Source organism: Pedobacter sp. 01N416 (assembly GCF_056399685.1).
Window position 1 is genome coordinate 1 of record NZ_JBFTRT010000884.1, and the last position, 1,235, is coordinate 1,235.

The window sequence follows — 1,235 nt, forward strand, 5'->3', positions numbered from 1 at the left end:
GCTACTTTACGCCATCCGCGAAGAAGAAAAATTAACAATGGCTCCCGATTTCTGGGATGACCCTAAAAAAGCAGAAAAAATTCTTGCCGAAATAAGTTCAAAGAAAAAATGGACGGATGGCTTTAACCAAACCAATAATGCGGTTGAAGATGCTGCGGTAATGTTTGAGTTTTTTCAATCGGGCGATGCTTCAGAAGCTGAGCTGCAAGACCAGTTCGAGATCAGTAAAACTGCCGTAGAAGAACTGGAACTTAAAAATATGCTCCGTAGCAAAGAAGACCAACTTTCTGCCGTTTTACAGATTACTGCTGGAGCTGGCGGAACTGAAAGCTGTGATTGGGCTTATATGCTGATGCGCATGTATATGATGTGGGGTGAAAAGAACGGTTATAAAATTACCGAACAGGACAGCCAGGAAGGGGAGGTTGCCGGTATAAAATCGGTAACGCTTCAGTTTGATGGCGATTTCTCATATGGTTATCTGAAAGGCGAAAATGGCGTGCATCGTTTGGTTCGGATTTCTCCATTCGATTCGAATGCCCGTAGGCATACATCTTTCGCTTCTGTTTATGTTTATCCCCTGGTTGACGATACCATACAGATTGATATTAATCCTGCTGATATAGAATTCGAAACATTTAGGGCTGGTGGAGCAGGCGGACAAAACGTAAACAAAGTTGAAACAGCTGTACGTTTATACCACAAACCTTCAGGCATTATTATTAAAAACCAGGAGTCGCGATCGCAATTGCAGAATAAAGAGAATGCTATCCGTTTATTAAAATCTCAATTATATGAAATTGAGGAACGGAAACGTAACGAAGCAATTGCTGCGGTAGAGGGATCGAAAAAGAAAATAGAATGGGGCTCACAGATCAGAAGTTATGTGCTGGATGATAGAAGGGTAAAAGATCACCGGACCAATTATCAAACCTCTAATCCCGATGCGGTTTTAAATGGCGATATTAACGGGTTTTTAAAAGCATATTTAATGGAATTTTAATCTAAAACAAATGGGAAAATCATCCATCCTTATCATGTTATTGTTTATGGCAGTTAACTATTCGAATGCCCAAGAAGTTGTACCGTTATATTCAGGTGAAATTCCGGGCGCTAAAACTACACCTGCTGATTATGTAGAAAATACTGAGGTACGTGCAAATGGTACCTTGAGTGTTACCAAAGTATCGGTACCTACGTTTTCGGTTTTCGTAGCACCTAAAAATATCGCTAAT

1 protein-coding gene and 1 pseudogene are annotated in these 1,235 nt (G+C 40.4%); both read left to right on the forward strand.

Translation table 11 applies throughout. The features are described from left to right. On the forward strand, positions 1 to 1,003 hold a 1,003-nt coding region (gene prfB, locus AC1DND_RS28115; RefSeq protein ID WP_477586181.1), incomplete at its 5' end, for a peptide chain release factor 2. A gap of 10 nt (positions 1,004 to 1,013) precedes the next feature. Beyond that, positions 1,014 to 1,235, forward strand: a pseudogene (locus tag AC1DND_RS28120) (alpha/beta hydrolase); the annotation flags it as partial.